Source organism: Bradyrhizobium nanningense (assembly GCF_004114535.1).
Lineage (GTDB): Bacteria > Pseudomonadota > Alphaproteobacteria > Rhizobiales > Xanthobacteraceae > Bradyrhizobium > Bradyrhizobium nanningense.
This window is the reverse complement of sequence record NZ_LBJC01000027.1, coordinates 133,732-148,530: the sequence shown is the minus strand read 5'-3', so window position 1 is coordinate 148,530 and position 14,799 is coordinate 133,732. Positions and strand designations below refer to the sequence as shown.

The window sequence follows — 14,799 nt, the reverse complement described above, 5'->3', positions numbered from 1 at the left end:
CCCTACCCTTCCGACAGGCCGTAGCCGGCCATGCGCTGGCGGACCCGCTCGATCTCGTCGCCGGAGAGCAGCGGCGGTTGTCCGATCTGGAGACAGCCGTGATATTGCCGCGCCAGCGTCTCGACCTCGACGGCGAGCCACATCGCCTTGTCCAGTGTCTTGCCGATCGCGATCATGCCGTGATGGTCGAGCAGGCACGCAAGCCGGCCCTCCAGCGCCCGCACCGCATGCTCGGACAATTCCGCGGTTCCGAACGTCGCATAAGGCGCGCAGCGGATGCTGTCGCCGCTGGCCGCCGCGATCATGTAGTGCACCGGTGGAATCTCCATGCCCATGATCGCCAGGATGGTGCAATAGGTCGGATGGGCGTGCACGACGGCGTTGACATCGGGCCGCGACTTCAGGATGTCGCGGTGAAACCGCCATTCGCTCGACGGCTTCTGATCGGGCGCATGTGCGCCGTCCATGGTCATGAAGACGATCTGGTCCGGGGTCATGGCCTCATATGGCACGCTGGTCGGCGTGACCAAAAGCCCGTCCACATGCCGGACAGAGATATTGCCCGAGGTGCCCTGGTTGATGCCGAGCGCGTTCATGCGCCGGCAGGCGTCGATGATGGCCTGTCTCTTGGCGAGCTCGTCTGCTGTCACCGACATCCCGTTTTCCCGACGATGGACTTGTTAGACCGGAAGTACGTCAAAGCAACATGGCAGTGCAAGCGAAAGCGGCCCGGATCGGGTGCCGCCATGGCGCCTTTCCTGCAAAACCACGAAACGGACGGCAAAACCAATGGATTCACGGATTGTCGCAGCCCTATGACAGGCTGCTCCGGACGGCCGCAATCCCGTTGATCACGAACTGCACGGAATAGGCGGCGAGCAGCATGCCGAGAACGCGCGAGAGCACGGCATTCCCGGTGCGTCCGAGGGTGCGCGCGATCAGGTGAGCTGAGACGAAGCACAGCATGCAAAGCAGGCAGACCGAGAGGACGACGGCGATGATGATCGCGAGCCTTGCCCCATGGCCGGCGTCGCCCGAAAGGAGCAGCGTGGTTGCAATCGCCCCCGGGCCGGCCATCATGGGGATGGCCAGGGGAAACACCGCGACATCTGAGGCGTGCTCCGCTGTTGCCTTGTCGGCCTCGCGGGCCTCGCGATGCGGACGATCGCCGAAGATCATCTGGTAGGACACGCCGAACAGCAGCAGTCCGCCGGCGATCTGGAAGGCGGGAATGCCGATCCCGAGCTGGCGGAGCAGCCAGTTTCCGACCAGCGCGATCATCACCAGGATCGAGGCCGCGATCAGCGGCGCTCGCAACGCGATCGTCCGCTTGACCTTGTCGGGCATGCCTCCGGTGGCTGCCAGAAAGGCCGGTGCAAGGCCGACCGGATCGACCACCAGCAGCAGCGTCACGAAAGCGGACAGGGAGAAATCAAGCATGGGCGTCTCGGGCGTGGCTCAGGCAGCAAGCCTTAGCGGCTCGCGGCGGCCTTCGCGAGGAACATTTGCTTTCGAAGAGTCTTGATCGCCTGAGGATTGCGGAAGGCGACGCCTTCCCGTGTCACCTCAAGAGGAGGACATATGGCTAAACGAGCGAAGAAACGCGCAACCAAGAAGACCGCTTCGCGCCGGCCGCGTCAGGCGCCGAAGATGCTGAGCGACCTGTTTCTGGCGACGCTGAAGGACATCTATTTCGCCGAGAACAAGATCATCAAGACCCTGCCGAAGATGGCCAAGGCGGCGCAATCGAAGGATCTGACGGCCGCCTTCAACAAGCACCTGCGCGAGACCCAGGGCCAGGTCAAGCGGCTGGACCAGATCTTCAAGATGCTGGGCAAGCCCGCACGCGGCAAGCCCTGCGAGGCGATCAACGGCATCACCGACGAGGGCGCCGAGATCATGAAGGAGTTCAAGGGAGCACCGGCGCTCGATGCCGGACTGCTCGCGGCCGCCCAGGCGGTCGAGCACTACGAGATCTCCCGCTACGGCACCTTGCGCACCTGGGCCGAGGAGCTCGGCATGCAGGACGCGGCAAGGCTGCTTCAGGCGACGCTCGACGAGGAAGAGGCGACCGACCACACGCTGACCGAGCTCGCGACGTCTGTGATCAACCTCGAAGCGGAAGACGAGTACCGCGCCGCAGCCTGATGCCGTGCGTGGCCTGAATGTTGCCGACGGCGCCGCGGGAACATGTCCGCGGCGCCAATGCGTTTGACTGCAAGGGCTCCTCGGTCGAGGGCAGGCATGTCTCGGACGCGCGCTGGATTTCCGGGGAACCATCCCCATATGCTGTTTTTCCAATCGCAGCGCCTCCCCCCGAGACTTGCCATGCAACCCAAAAATCCCCTCGACTGGATGCTGTCCGAAGCCCTGGACTCGCTGACCCGCGCCGACCGGCTGCGCCAGCAGTTCGGCCGCCAGGAAGCCTGCTGGGAGCCGCCGATCGACGTGCTGGAAACCGAGCACGAGCTTCTGATCCTGGTGGCGCTTCCCGGCGTCAATCCGGACAACGTCGAGACTGTCATTCATGACGGCGTGCTCGTCATCTCCGGCCAGCGCACCCTTCCGCCGGAGCTCCGCAACGCCCGCATCCACCGGCTCGAGCTGCCGCAGGGGCGTTTTGAGCGCCGCATTGCATTGCCCTTCGGCCGCTACGCCATCAGCCGCTTCGTGATGGACGGCTGCGTCGCACTGCGCCTCGCCAAATCCTGAGGTCGATCATGGCCACCGAACAGATGAACAACGAACAGACCAATAACGACGTGAAGATCCCCGACGACGCGCTGATCATCATCCCCGTGCGCGAGATGGTGCTGTTCCCCGGCGCCATCGCGCCGATCACGATCGGCCGGGCAAGGTCGATCGCCGCCGCGCAGCAGGCGCTGCGCGAGCAGCGGCCGGTCGGCATCGTCCTGCAACGCAGCCCCACGACCGAGGAGCCGGGGCCGGACGATCTCTACCGGGTCGCGACCATCGCCAACATCGTGCGCTACATCACCGCGCCCGACGGCACCCACCACATCGTCTGCCAGGGCGTGCAGCGCGCGCGCCTGCTCGACTTCCTGCCGGGGACGCCGTTCCCCGTTGCGCGCTTCCAGCAGATCCCCGAGCCGACCACGACCTCGCCCGAGATCGAGGCGCGCGCCCTGAACCTGCAGCGCCAGGCGATCGAGGCGATCGAGCTGCTGCCGCAGGCACCGCCCGAGCTGGCCGCGATGTTCCAGGGCACCAGTGCGCCCGGTGCGCTGGCGGATCTGGCGACCTCGTTCATGGACATCAAGCCGCAGGACAAGCAGGAGGTGCTGGAGACCATCGACCTCGTTTTGCGCGTCGAGAAGGTGTCCAAGCACCTGGCCGAGCGGCTGGAGGTGCTGCGCATCTCCAACGAAATCGGCCAAAAGACCAAGGCCTCCTTCGACGAGCGGCAGCGCGAGGCGATCCTGCGCGAGCAGATGGCGACCATCCAGCGCCAGCTCGGCGAAGGCGACGGCAAGGCGGCCGAGGTCGCCGAGCTGACTTCTGCCATCGCCAAGGCCAACATGCCGCCCGAGGCCGACGCGCACGCCAAGAAGGAGCTGCGTCGCTACGAGCGCATGCCGGAGGCTGCCGGCGAAGCCGGCATGGTCCGCACCTATCTCGACTGGCTGATCGAGCTGCCCTGGGCGCTGCCCGCGGAGAAGCCGATCGATATCAAGGAAGCGCGAGCCATCCTGGACGCCGACCATTTCGGCCTGGAGAAGATCAAGAGCCGGATCATCGAATATCTTGCGGTGCGCAAGCTGGCACCGCAGAGCAAGGCGCCGATCCTGTGCTTCGTCGGTCCGCCCGGCGTCGGCAAGACCTCGCTCGGCCAATCCATCGCCCGCGCGATGGACCGTCCCTTCGTGCGCGTCAGCCTGGGCGGCGTGCACGACGAGGCCGAAATCCGCGGCCACCGGCGCACCTATATCGGCGCGCTGCCGGGCAACATCATTCAGGGCATCAAGAAGGCCGGCGCACGCAACTGCGTCATGATGCTGGACGAGATCGACAAGATGGGGCGTGGCGTGCAGGGCGATCCCTCGGCGGCCATGCTGGAGGTGCTGGACCCCGAGCAGAACGGGACGTTCCGGGACAATTACCTGGGCGTGCCCTTCGATCTGTCGCGCGTGGTGTTCATCGCGACCGCCAACATGCTGGACCAGATCCCGGGGCCGCTGCTGGACCGCATGGAGCTGATCAGCCTCGCCGGCTACACCGAGGACGAGAAGCTGGAGATCGCGCGGCGCTATCTGGTGCGGCGGCAGCTCGAGGCCAATGGCCTGACACCCGAACAGGCCGAGATCGAGCCGGAAGCACTGAAGCTGGTGGTCGAGGGCTACACCCGCGAGGCCGGCGTGCGTAACCTCGAGCGCGAGATCGGCAAGCTGTTCCGGCATGCCGCGGTGCAGGTCGCCGAGGGCACGGCCGCGAAGGTCGTGATAGCGGCGAAGGACATCGCCACCGTGCTCGGCCAGCCGCGCTTCGAAGGCGAGATCGCACAGCGCACCAGCGTTCCGGGCGTCGCCACCGGCCTTGCCTGGACGCCGGTCGGCGGCGACATCCTGTTCATCGAAGCCTCCCGGGTGCCCGGCAAGGGCGGCATGATCCTGACCGGCCAGCTCGGCGACGTCATGCGCGAGAGCGTGCAGGCTGCGATGACGCTGGTGAAGAGCCGTGCCGCGCAGCTCGGCATCGATCCTCAGCTGTTCGAGAAGAGCGACATCCACGTTCACGTCCCCGCGGGCGCGACCCCGAAGGACGGGCCCAGCGCCGGGGTGGCGATGTTCACGGCACTGACGTCCCTGCTCACCAATCGCACGGTGCGCAGCGATACCGCCATGACCGGCGAGATCTCGCTGCGCGGCCTGGTGCTGCCGGTCGGCGGCATCAAGGAGAAGGTGGTCGCAGCCGCGGCCGCCGGCCTGAAGCGGGTCATGCTGCCGGCGCGCAACAAGCGGGACTATGACGACATCCCGAAGAGCGCGCGGGACAACCTCGAATTCATCTGGCTGGAGCGCGTCGACGAAGCCATCGCGGCGGCGCTGGAGCCGGTCGGGGCCAAGGTCGAAGCGGCGGAGTGAATGCGATGAAGAAACTGCTGGAAAGAGCGAAGGGATCGCGGAAGACGCAGCGGCTGCGCCGATTGCTCGATCGCGCGATCGACCGGGTTCGCGATGCGCTGGCGGCGCCCGGGCCGCAGCTTCAACCGATTCCGGTCCGGGTGAAGCGCCGCAAGGGTTGAGCCCTCCGTCTCAAGTCCTCGCGGCTGCCCCAACCAAAAGGCCCCCTCTACCAAGGGGGCCTTTGCGTCGTTAGCCCACGGCGTCCTTGGCCGCCTTGACCGGGCGGGCGCGGACGATCTTCCGGGCCGGCTTGGCCTTGAACATCATCTCTTCACCCGTGAACGGGTTGGTGCCCTTGCGTGCCTTGGTCGCGGGCTTCTTGATGACCACGAACTTGGCGAAGCCCGGCACCAGGAACAGGCCGTTCTTCTTGAGCTCCTTGTGACCGACGTCGGTCAGCGTCTCCATGACGTTCTTGACGTCGCGTTTGGAAAGCTCGGTAGCGGTCGCAATCTTTTCGATCAGCTGCGATTTGGACATTTGGGTTGCCATCGTGTCTCCTCTGATTCGTGACGGCTGCATATTAGACCAACCGGCGAAGGCCTATAGCCTTCTGCACAGTTTTGTCGCGGTTTTGCGGGCTTTTTTGCGCCCATGTGGCAAAAAACCCTGCTTTTTAGCTACTTCCGGAGCGAAAGAAGCCTCAGGCAGCGGATTTTGCCTTGTTTCAAAGGCCCGCACGACATCTTGCTAGAACTGATTCGCCGCTTTCGACAAGCGACGACCGGCCCCTTTGAGTAAGGCGGAGTGCGATTCACCCTGAAAAATAAGGGCCGGATCGATGTCGCCGGTCTTCCTCCCCGTAAAAACAGGGAGAAAGTGAGCGAGCGCTTGGCTAGACGCGCTCGATGATGATGGCGGGCGCCATGCCGCCGGCGGCGCACATGGTGACGAGACCGCGCTTGAGGTCGCGCCGTTCGAGCTCGTCGAGCACGGTGCCGATCAGGATCGAACCGGTGGCACCGATGGGATGACCGAGCGCGATCGAGCCGCCATTGACGTTGACCTTGGCGCGATCGAGCTTGAGGTCGCGGATATATTTTTCCGCCACCACCGCAAACGCCTCGTTGATCTCGAACAGATCGATGTCGTCGACGGTCAAGCCCGCCTTCGCCAGCACCTTGCGCGTCGCCGGCACCGGCGCGTTCAGCATCAGGGTCGGCGAGTCCCCCATATTCGCCATCGCGACCACACGGGCGCGGGCTTTAAGACCATGCGCCCTGGCGTAAGCGGGCGAGGCCAAGAGGATCGCGGCGGCGCCGTCGACGACGCCGGACGAGTTGCCGGCATGGTGCACGAAATCGATCTTGATATCAGGATATTTCTGCAGGATCAGGCCGCGATAGGTCGTGCCCTTGTCGTCCAGCGCGTAGTCGGCGATCGCAGGGAATGCCGGCTTCAGGCTGCTCAGACCCTCCATCGTGGTCTGCGGCCGCGGATACTCCTCGTGGTCGAGCGCAAGGCTGCCGTCCTCGCGGTGGACGGCCACGAGGCTCTTCTTGAAGTACCCGTTCGCCATCGCATCCGCGGCGCGCTTCTGGCTTTCCAGCCCGAGCGCGTCGACGTCCCTTCGGGTAATGCCTTCCAGCGTCGCGATCGCATCCGCGCAGACGCCCTGATGCGACTGCGGATGCCGCGCGCGCAGACGCAGATTGCCGTTGTCCATCATCATCGGACCCGAGCCGCGGCGTCCTTCCATCGACATCATCTCGCAGCCGCCGGCGATGACGAGGTCTTCCGCGCCCGCCATGATCGAGCTCGCGGCCATGTTGACGCTGGTGATGCCGCTTCCGCAGAAGCGGTCGAGCGTCACGGCGCTGGCGCGCACGTCGTAGCCGGCATCGAGCGCCGACATCCGGCCGAGATCGCCGCCTTGCGTCGCGACCTGCGCGCTGCAGCCCCAGACGATGTCGTCGACATCGGCGGTGTCGATGCCGGTGCGCATCGCGAGCGCGCGCAGCACGGTTGCGCCCAGCTGCTGCGGATGAATGCCCGAAAGCGCTCCCTTGCCGGCCTTGCCGACGCCGCGCGGGGTCCGGCAGGCATCGATGATGAGTGCGTCGGTCATGGGCGTGTCCTCTTGTTGTAAGCGTTGAGGACGGTTTTGGATAAGGGGGAGAGGAGAGTCAATGCGCGGCGTTCACCGCTTCTCACCCGGATTTTCCGCTGCACGGCTAGCGCTGAAAGCCTCCACGACATCATGGCCGGGCCCTGTCCCGGCCATCACGCCTTGGCACGCCGCGCGAGGAAACGTGGATGCCCGGGACAAGCCCGGGCATGACGGCCTCTACACGACGGCGGCGATCACGCCCCTGCCGCGTTGTTCGCGATCACGTTGCGGTAGAAGCTGGCGCTGAGCTTCGGGGTCCGGACCTGAGTGTCGAAATTGACATGGTACAGCCCGAAACGCTTGTTCAGCCCGTATATCCACTCGAAATTGTCCATCAGGCTCCAGAGGAAATAGCCGCGCACCGGCACGCCTTCCGCCGTGGCGCGCTGGAGCTGGGCGAGATAATTGCGCAGGTACATGATGCGGTCGGTGTCGTAGATCTTGCCGTCGGGCGTGACGAAATCGTCGCCGGAGGCGCCGTTCTCGCTGATATAGATCGCATCCGTCTTCCAGATCTTGGCCGCCAGCTTCGGCACCCAATAGATCGTCTCGGGTCCGATGCGCAGCCAGTCCGAATTCATGTGCGGGAACGATTTCGGAATCGGCAGCGGCATGAATCCCGCGCCCTGGTCGGAGGCCACTACGTAGTTCTGCGGCGCGTAGATGTTGAGGCCGAGGAAATCGACCGGCGAGGAGATGATCTTCAGCTCCGCATCTGTGTATTTGGGCGCGTTGGGCCCGGCGAATTTCAGGAAGGCGTCGGTATAGCGGCCCGTCATGATGACGTTGAGATAGCCGGCGTTCATCTCGCGCAGCGCGATCTCGGCAGCGCGAACGTTCTCCGGCGTGTCGATCGCGGGCGCGCAAGCATCGACGTTCTCGGCCGGCCCGACCCTGGTGCCGCGCCGGCCGTGGGCGCGCACCGCCTGGACCGCGAGCCCGTGCGCCAGCGCGCTGTTGTGCCTGATCTGGTTGACCTCGGCTTGCGGCAGTCTCAAGCCCGGCGCGTCGATGCCGATGCCGTAGCCGAAATAGACGAAGCGGCCGCTCTCGTTCAGCGTGAAGACGTTTTTGACGCGATCGGTCAGATGCTCGGCGACATAGGCCGCATAGTCGCCGAAGATCTTGCAGGTCTCCGTCGAGCGCCAGCCGCCGAAGCGATCCTCAAGCGATTGCGGCAGGTCCCAGTGATAGAGCGTCAGCCACGGGTCGATGCCGTTCTTCAAGAGCTCGTCAATGAGCCGGTTATAGAAGTCGAGCCCCTTCGGGTTAGGCTTGCCGTCGCCGTCCGGAAACAGCCGCGGCCACGCCACCGAGAAGCGGTAGGCCTTGCAGCCGAGCGTCTTGATGAGCGCGATGTCCTCCTTGTAGCGGTGATAGTGCTCATTGGCGCGGTCACCAGTGGTGCCGTCCTCGATCTTGCCGGGGATGCGCACGAACTTGTCCCAGATCGAGGCCCCTCGCCCGTCCTCGTTGACGGCGCCCTCGACCTGATAGGACGAAGTGGCCGTGCCCCAGACAAAGCCGGCCGGAAAGCCGGTGCGCGGCGCTGCTGCCGGCCTCGCCTCGGCCGCATCGAGCGAACCGGTCAGACCGGCTGCAGACAGCCCCGCGAGTTTCGCGAACCGGCGACGCGAGACCTTGTCCGACATTGATGCTTCTCCGCTTCCGAGCCTGTTGCGGGCGCACAATGGCGAGTCCAGGGCGGTTTGAGAAGCGGGGAGCCGAGGGCTGAGGGTGCAGAATTGCCGGACGTGGCAAATTGCCTTGCCTCTCAGGGTGCGCGGCGGATCTTATAGAGAGCGAAGCGTCCGGACCTGTCCAATTCTTCAAGCAGGTCTGGCAGCGGGTTCGCCATGGCAGGGCCAACCAAATAGAGGTAGTCGTAGTCTCGATACCAGGTGCGGATGGCAGCCCTGCCTTCGGGCACGGCTGTTTTTCCTTCGAAGATGGCGCTCAGCCAACGCACCGGCACGGGCGTGCCGTTGGGTATGCTGAGCCGGCGGACATCGTCGCGCACCTGAATCGGCTGCTTGCCCGTCTCGGTGAACACGTTCGCCACGAAAGCATTGGCATAGTGCACGGCGAGCGTCGGCGCGTAATATATGGGGAATTGTGTGAGATCCTCGAACGGCGGATCCTCGCCTTCCGCGCTGGTCCCAATCAGTATCTTCGAGCCCCGGTCGATATGCTGGAGGGACTTGATGACGGCCGCGTACTCCGAACGGTAAGAGAGCCAGACATTGAGCACCACGCCCAGATTTGCGAGCGTGATGCCGCAGACAATGACGAGCGCAGCCATCGTCCATCGTCGATCGGGCAACGACAGCAAGCCAAAAGCCGGAAGTATCAAGGCAATTGCAGGGAGAACTCGGATATCGGCGTACGCCGTGTTAAATAGCCTTGGCGGAATAGCAAGATAGAGTAACGCGAAGCCGGCTGCGATCCAGATCCCGGCAGGCATCAACTTGAGCGCACGGCATCTCGCCGCAATGTATACCGCCACAAGCAGCACGATCGCGCTAGCTCCTGAGACAGCCATGCTGTAGCCATTGACGATGAAGAACGGCCAGAGCAGCTTGCAATCGAAATACCAGAGGGTGCCCTCGTTTCCCACCGAGCCGTGGGCCAGCTTCATTGTCGCCAATAGCACGACCGCCGGTGTTGCAAGCGTGAGGAACCGGAGCGCGATCTCGCGCACGGAACATTTCCGGTCGAAAGCGCGCCACAATTCGTAGAATCCGAGCGTCGCGCCGTAGACGCCCAGGGCAAAGAAATGCGCCGCAAGCAGCACCATGACGGAAGCTGCGTTGACCGCGAGACGTACGGGTGCTGATCGGCCGGCAATGGCCAGATAGGCGGCGATGCCCCAAAGCGCGATGCCGAGGCCGCATTCGAAGTTGGTGAATCCCCAGGAGAACGGAAGGCAGTAAAGGAACATCAACGCCGCGAAACCGGCGAGGTGAACGCGCCCCTTCACGACCCATTCGAGCGCAAGCGCGCCGCCGACGACGAGTATCTGGCTGAAGAGAAGAAAAAGCCGGGTGGCATTTTCAACGCCGAGCAGCCGCGCCATCTGCGGAACCACCAAGTCCATCGCCAGATTCGGATAGAAAGCCCATGCCGCCTGGTAGTATGGATTGGCATTGGCGGTGCCCATTTCGGTCAGAAGATACATGCGGGCGAGATGGTTGACGTAATCCCCCATCGCCGGAATGGGGACAAGCAGCGTCGGAAGAAACGAGGCGACGGCCAGAAGGGCGAACACCACGGTCGCGACCGATCGATCCGAGCGAGCGGTGCGTGCGACGAAATCTTCTGCGGTCAGGGGAGCCGGTACGTTCACGCAAATGCTCCGGGTGCTGGAACCCGGCCGGGTTGTCGTTATCCTGCGGAACTATTTGCGATAGAGTCTGCTAACAGCACGTTAATCGGTTGAGTGAGCGCGGGATATCTACCCCGCGGAAGAGCATCCCGAGCTTTTGGCAAGTTCAGCTTGCAGATTGGAAGCACGGGGCTTCCGCTGCAAAGGCTTCCTTAACAGTGCATGTCCGCTGCGGACCCCGCCTGGGTCCGCATTCTGCACCGGGTGACCATGGACTTGCCGAGCTCAACAAGCGCGAGGCAGCCGCAGAGCCGGAATTTGCTGGGGTCGAAGTTCGGGTCGTCGCTGGCAAGATGCCGGTTCAACGATCAGTCGACTGGTGCTACGGCCTCGATCAGCGCGAGCGCTTCGGCAACTTTGGCAGCTTGCCGGGGTTGAACGCCGGAGGCGGCTCGATGCGCGAAGGTTCCTGCTGTTCGGTGAGAATGAGCGTTCCCTGAAGAATCATTCCGGGCACTTGTTGTGCCGTCGCGGTGTAAGTCGCGATCTTGCCGGGGCAGTTTCCCTCGATGTCCAAAGTGAGCTCGTCTTCCACGCCGAACACCGTTGCACGTCCGTCGGTATGGCGCTTCGTCGACACGGTGGCAGTGAAGTGATCTCCATCGACCCGACACGAGCCGTGATACGTCATCAGGCTGTCGCGGCCCCAGATCTGTCCGTTCGCGACATGGACGATCCCGGTCCCCTGGTCGAGCGGCGTCTTGTACCACGCCGCATATGTCCCGTCCTTGAGCATGGGAGCAGTCTCCCTGGCAATCCTCCACATCATCCGCATGATTAGCGCTAAAAAAGCGTTAATCATGCGGCCCGTGCCAATCCGGCCTGTCCTTGCGCAGCTCGGCTTCGAGCTCCTCGACGATTCCGTGAAGCAGATACGCGGCCAGCGGATCCGTCACCTCCCGCTCCAGACGCCGATAACGCGCGATCCGGCATTCCTGCTCTCTCAATTGGCGCTCTGTCATCACACGGGTCCTCCGACAAACTGACGCGGAGACCACCGAGTGGTTTCGTTAAAGTTTTCGGATCATTTGACATGGTTTCTGATTAGTAAAGATGACGCCGCCGGACCTTCGCCGGCGCCGAGATCAAATCATCCAAAGCGCCGCCCCTCTAAGAGGACAGACGAAGCCAGACGTCCTTGCTTGCCAGCGTGCCATTCGGCGTGGCGATCTCCATGTCCACGACGTGCAGGGATCCGGGCTCATCCGCATAGATGTATCTGAGGTGCCACATCAGACCGAGGTTCGGTGAAACGACAAAATCGTCCAATCCGTCGGTGATGTCTCGAACGGCCTCGCGGTGGCTCAACGGCGCGGAGAACATCGCATCGATCAAGTCGGCGAGGCTCATACCCTCGACGAGCATAAGTCGCGCGATCTCATCGCCGTAGACGTGCCGAAGCGCTGCAACGATCGAAGCGACGGCATCCGGATTCTTCAACGACACGGCAAAGCAGGCCTCCGAAGCCATCATGCCGGAGGCGGAATATTCTGCAAGCTCAGCGAGCGCCATCGCGGACACGAGGGGCGCGGCAGCCGTGCCTAGAACGTCACCCGGATCCCCGCGTAGAACGCGCGCGGCCTTGCCGGGCTCAACGAGCGCGGGTCGGTGAAATCTGCGCCGCCATTGGTGAAGTTGGGCAAGGCCCCGCGGTCGAAGAAGTGTCCGTAAGTCGCATAACGCTTGTCGAAGATGTTGTCGACCTTGCCATAGAGCTGGATGTTCTTCGTGACCTGGTAGGAGGTGTGGAGATTGAAAACCGTATAAGATGGCAACTTTGCGAACTGGTTCGACTCGTCGCCGACCAGATATTGGCTGGAGACGAACAGCGCGTTGCCGCCGACCTTCCAGACATCGGTCACGGCATAGTCGATGCCAACCTTGACGCGGTGGCGGGGGATCGCGGGGAGCTGGTTGCCGGGAGAGACGTGGATGGTATGGGTGGCCGGATCGGCAAACGGGCTTTCCGACCCGAGCTCGAGCGGGTCTAGGTAACGCGCGTCGACGAAGGCGTAGCTCGCCTGAAACTGGAGCGTCGGCGACTTGATGTTGACTTCGGCCTCGAAGCCCTGCCGCCTGGTACGGCCGACATTTGAGAAATAGCCGAAGCCAGTGCGCCCGACGGCGGGGATCGCGACGATGTCGTCATAATTGGTGGCTCGGAAGCCGCCGAGCTTCCAGCCGAGGGTGCCGATGTTCAGCTCCCTGGTGCCGCGCAGGCCCGCTTCCACGGTCTTGGATACGACCTGCTTGAGAGGGGGATCGGAGACCAAGAACGCCGCAAGGAGACAAGGCCGGACAGGATCGGCGCAGCCGAGCTCCAGCGGCGTCGGCACGCGATTGGCCTCGGAATAGCCGGCATAGGCGGTCAGCTCCGGCGTGATCTTGTAGGTGCCGCCGATGACGGGATTGAAACGGGTAAAGGTGTGGTCGCCGTTGAGATCGGTCCCGAGCTGATCTTCCAGCGAGATGCGCGCCACGTTGAAACGGCCGCCGCCGGTGATGGCGAAGGCATCGGTGACGTTGAACGTGTCCATCGCATACAGGCCGTTATATTGATTGACGGTCCGCAGCGAGACGGGACCGGCAACTGTTTGCGGCTGGCCGGTCGGTCCCAGGAAGAGCCCACTGCCGCTGACGACGTAGTTCTCTCCGATCGAGCCGATCTCGGCGGTGGCGTCGTAGCGCGTGACGCCGGCGTCATAGCTCGCGCCCATCACGAAGCGGTTGTCGTGCCCAAACAACTGATCGGTGTTGGTGGCCTGGCCCGACACGCCGAAACTGGTCGAACGGATGGTGCTCCGGTCGATCTCGCCGAGGATGGTTCCCGGCGTAAAGGGATTGGCAAGCTGCACTCCGCCTGCGCCGTTCGCGGGCGTGGCGTCATCGCCAAAGCAGAGCAACGCCGGATCGGCGCATTCCTGCACGTCAGTCGGATTGCCGTCGACGAGCTTCTGCTCGTACCTGCGCACATGCGCGGTGCCTTCGAGCGTCCAGGTCGGCGTCGCATCGACCTTGCCGGTCAGGTTGAGATAGCCGACGCGGTTGGACGTCGTCTGCGGCGTGGTGTAGGTCGCGCCCCAATATTTGTCGAGCAGCTCGGCCGGAACGGTGGCGTTGGCGCCGAAATCGTTCTTGGCGACGCCCATATTGGCGTGGAATTCGCTGTCGCCGGCCTTGTAGCCGACATCGCCGTAGAAGCGCCGCACGGTCGATTGCGAGAAGTTGCGGAAGCCGTTGTCGCGCAGGCCTTCGAGCGCGGCATAGACGCCGTAGTTCTTGTCGACCTGCTTGCCCCATTGCGCCGAGCCCTGGATGCGGCCGAACGAGCCGCCCATCAGATCGAGCTCCGCGCCCTGATAGGTGAAGCCGTCTTTCATTTGCAGGTTGATGGCGCCGCCCAGCGCGTTGAGGCCGAAGGCGGCATTGTTGGTCACCAGCGTCACCGACCTGATCGCGGCGGTCGGGATCAGGTCCCAATTGACGGCATCCGAGAAGGCTTCGTTGATGCGGACGCCGTTCTGATACACCGCAAGGCCTTGCGGGGTGCCCGTCACGGGGGAGGCGACAAAGCCGCGGAATTCGACGTCCGGCTGGAACGGATTGCCGGTGACCTCGGTGATGTTGACGCCGGCGATGTTGTCGCGCAGCGCGTCGGTGACGTTCAGCGAACCGGTGCGCTTGATCTGGCTGGCATCGACGGCGTTGATCGACGATGGGACCTTGTCGACGTCAAGACCCCTGCCGGTGCCCGGCGCAGTCGGGTAGACGTAGATGCGCGTCCGGGCACTGGCGGACGACGCAGCGCCGATGCGCGCGACCGGCCGCGTCGGCGCGGTACGCCGCGCCACCGATGGCGGCGGCGCCGTCACTTCGACCGGCGGCAGATTCTGGACGTTCGTCTCCTCGTCCTGCGCTGCCCCGGCGGGGCTTGCGGACAGCACGGCGGACAGCAAACCGGTTGACACCGAGGCCATCAACAAACGACGCTTGAACCAAAGAACCTTGCCCATCCCCGCCTTCCCATCCGCGACCACCGGCTGTTTTGCTCTTCGCCGATTGGTCGGGACGAGTGTATTCGGCCGCAATGGGTGCGCCAGCCACAAAAGGTCGGGCAATATCCGCACCCGTTTTCCCGACGAAATCGGGAATTTTTCCCG

General features: G+C 63.8%; 14 protein-coding genes. 4 read left to right on the top strand and 10 right to left on the bottom strand.

Going from position 1 to position 14,799, the window contains the following annotated elements:
• Window positions 1-2 precede the first annotated feature (2 nt).
• Both XH84_RS22665 and XH84_RS22660 read right to left on the bottom strand, forming a co-directional pair.
• A complete protein-coding gene (locus XH84_RS22665; RefSeq protein WP_206734132.1) occupies window positions 3-656 on the bottom strand; it encodes an L-fuculose-phosphate aldolase in 654 nt (217 codons plus the stop codon).
• 157 nt (window positions 657-813) lie between these two features.
• Window positions 814-1,440 carry a MarC family protein gene (locus XH84_RS22660; RefSeq protein ID WP_128919807.1) on the bottom strand — a complete coding sequence of 209 codons (627 nt, stop codon included), beginning with the start codon at window positions 1,438-1,440 and terminating at the stop codon, window positions 814-816.
• Window positions 1,441-1,581: 141 nt separating this feature from the next.
• On the opposite strand from XH84_RS22660, the gene XH84_RS22655 reads away from it, so the two are divergent.
• From XH84_RS22655 to XH84_RS39945, 4 genes are all read left to right on the top strand, one after another.
• Window positions 1,582-2,148, top strand: a complete 567-nt coding sequence (locus XH84_RS22655) for a YciE/YciF ferroxidase family protein (RefSeq protein WP_128919806.1) — start codon at window positions 1,582-1,584, stop codon at window positions 2,146-2,148.
• A 180-nt stretch (window positions 2,149-2,328) separates the two neighbouring features.
• On the top strand, window positions 2,329-2,712 hold the full coding sequence (locus XH84_RS22650) for an Hsp20/alpha crystallin family protein (protein ID WP_128919805.1): 384 nt from the start codon (window positions 2,329-2,331) through the stop codon (window positions 2,710-2,712).
• An 8-nt stretch (window positions 2,713-2,720) separates the two neighbouring features.
• Window positions 2,721-5,102 carry an endopeptidase La gene (gene lon, locus XH84_RS22645; RefSeq protein WP_128919804.1) on the top strand — a complete coding sequence of 794 codons (2,382 nt, stop codon included), beginning with the start codon at window positions 2,721-2,723 and terminating at the stop codon, window positions 5,100-5,102.
• Window positions 5,099-5,263 carry a hypothetical protein gene (locus XH84_RS39945; protein WP_164937393.1) on the top strand — a complete coding sequence of 55 codons (165 nt, stop codon included), beginning with the start codon at window positions 5,099-5,101 and terminating at the stop codon, window positions 5,261-5,263. Before lon ends, XH84_RS39945 begins: the two co-directional genes overlap by 4 nt.
• Window positions 5,264-5,333: 70 nt before the next feature.
• Here XH84_RS39945 and XH84_RS22640 read toward each other — a convergent pair whose 3' ends face one another.
• The 8 genes from XH84_RS22640 to XH84_RS22605 all read right to left on the bottom strand — a co-directional run bounded on the left by XH84_RS22640 (window position 5,334) and on the right by XH84_RS22605 (window position 14,652).
• Window positions 5,334-5,636, bottom strand: a complete 303-nt coding sequence (locus XH84_RS22640; RefSeq protein WP_025037698.1) for an HU family DNA-binding protein — start codon at window positions 5,634-5,636, stop codon at window positions 5,334-5,336.
• A 343-nt stretch (window positions 5,637-5,979) separates the two neighbouring features.
• On the bottom strand, window positions 5,980-7,212 hold the full coding sequence (locus XH84_RS22635) for an acetyl-CoA C-acetyltransferase (protein WP_128919803.1): 1,233 nt from the start codon (window positions 7,210-7,212) through the stop codon (window positions 5,980-5,982).
• A gap of 236 nt (window positions 7,213-7,448) precedes the next feature.
• On the bottom strand, window positions 7,449-8,906 hold the full coding sequence (locus XH84_RS22625; protein WP_128919801.1) for a GH1 family beta-glucosidase: 1,458 nt from the start codon (window positions 8,904-8,906) through the stop codon (window positions 7,449-7,451).
• 122 nt (window positions 8,907-9,028) lie between these two features.
• Entirely contained in the window at window positions 9,029-10,600 is a 1,572-nt protein-coding gene (locus XH84_RS22620; RefSeq protein ID WP_128919800.1) for a hypothetical protein, read from the bottom strand.
• 373 nt (window positions 10,601-10,973) lie between these two features.
• Complete coding sequence (locus tag XH84_RS22615; RefSeq protein ID WP_164936297.1) at window positions 10,974-11,375, bottom strand: hypothetical protein; 402 nt, start codon at window positions 11,373-11,375, stop codon at window positions 10,974-10,976.
• A gap of 58 nt (window positions 11,376-11,433) precedes the next feature.
• Window positions 11,434-11,601: a hypothetical protein gene (locus tag XH84_RS39940; protein WP_164936296.1), complete on the bottom strand. Its 168-nt coding sequence runs from the start codon at window positions 11,599-11,601 to the stop codon at window positions 11,434-11,436.
• A 148-nt stretch (window positions 11,602-11,749) separates the two neighbouring features.
• Complete coding sequence (locus XH84_RS22610) at window positions 11,750-12,112, bottom strand: hypothetical protein (protein WP_128919874.1); 363 nt, start codon at window positions 12,110-12,112, stop codon at window positions 11,750-11,752.
• A gap of 68 nt (window positions 12,113-12,180) precedes the next feature.
• On the bottom strand, window positions 12,181-14,652 hold the full coding sequence (locus XH84_RS22605; RefSeq protein WP_206734131.1) for a TonB-dependent receptor: 2,472 nt from the start codon (window positions 14,650-14,652) through the stop codon (window positions 12,181-12,183).
• Window positions 14,653-14,799: the final 147 nt, after the last annotated feature.

Bases quoted from the DNA above. Each gene is read 5' to 3' on its own strand.
- XH84_RS22610 (WP_128919874.1), bottom strand. From the start codon at position 12,112: ATGATGGCTTCGGAGGCCTGCTTTGCCGTGTCGTTGAAGAATCCGGAT.
- XH84_RS22660 (WP_128919807.1), bottom strand. From the start codon at position 1,440: ATGCTTGATTTCTCCCTGTCCGCTTTCGTGACGCTGCTGCTGGTGGTC.
- XH84_RS22605 (WP_206734131.1), bottom strand. From the start codon at position 14,652: ATGGGCAAGGTTCTTTGGTTCAAGCGTCGTTTGTTGATGGCCTCGGTG.
- XH84_RS39940 (WP_164936296.1), bottom strand. From the start codon at position 11,601: ATGACAGAGCGCCAATTGAGAGAGCAGGAATGCCGGATCGCGCGTTAT.
- XH84_RS22615 (WP_164936297.1), bottom strand. From the start codon at position 11,375: ATGCTCAAGGACGGGACATATGCGGCGTGGTACAAGACGCCGCTCGAC.
- XH84_RS22640 (WP_025037698.1), bottom strand. From the start codon at position 5,636: ATGGCAACCCAAATGTCCAAATCGCAGCTGATCGAAAAGATTGCGACC.
- XH84_RS22650 (WP_128919805.1), top strand. From the start codon at position 2,329: ATGCAACCCAAAAATCCCCTCGACTGGATGCTGTCCGAAGCCCTGGAC.
- XH84_RS22665 (WP_206734132.1), bottom strand. From the start codon at position 656: ATGTCGGTGACAGCAGACGAGCTCGCCAAGAGACAGGCCATCATCGAC.
- lon (WP_128919804.1), top strand. From the start codon at position 2,721: ATGGCCACCGAACAGATGAACAACGAACAGACCAATAACGACGTGAAG.
- XH84_RS22635 (WP_128919803.1), bottom strand. From the start codon at position 7,212: ATGACCGACGCACTCATCATCGATGCCTGCCGGACCCCGCGCGGCGTC.
- XH84_RS22625 (WP_128919801.1), bottom strand. From the start codon at position 8,906: ATGTCGGACAAGGTCTCGCGTCGCCGGTTCGCGAAACTCGCGGGGCTG.
- XH84_RS22655 (WP_128919806.1), top strand. From the start codon at position 1,582: ATGGCTAAACGAGCGAAGAAACGCGCAACCAAGAAGACCGCTTCGCGC.